General features: G+C 42.9%; 1 pseudogene. It reads left to right on the top strand.

The window, feature by feature from the left end:
* Positions 1-394: pseudogene (locus ACYVRH_RS14915) on the top strand (hypothetical protein); the annotation flags it as partial.

Raw genomic sequence — 394 nt, 5'->3', positions numbered from 1 at the left:
CTATTACGCTTGTTTCCGCTTCCAAGACGCAGATTATTGTCCTGTACAAAGACGGAACAATGGAAGCGTTAAAATTTCCAGAAGACGAAAAACTTCCCGCAAAGGGAAAAACAAATCTTCCAGCGCTTCCAAAACTTCCTTCCGCTCCGCTTGCCGCAATCGGCAAGGACGGCAATATCGCGGTTGTCATGAATGACGGAAGAATTGCGTTTATATCGGTTGATGAGAAGAAAATAATCTGGTTAGGTGACACTCATATAAGGGAAATGATTAAATACGGCGGCAAATCTGATACTGAAGCGGAGATGCTTTTTGATGAAAGGGGAATTTATATTCTAAGTAAAAGCGGCGCGTCGGGTTTTTCAAAAGACGGCAAAAGGCTCTGGTTTACAAA

The sequence above is a fragment of the Treponema sp. R80B11-R83G3 genome (assembly GCF_054786115.1).
Note: the sequence above shows the minus strand (reverse complement) of the source record. Positions and strands in the feature narration are given on the sequence as shown.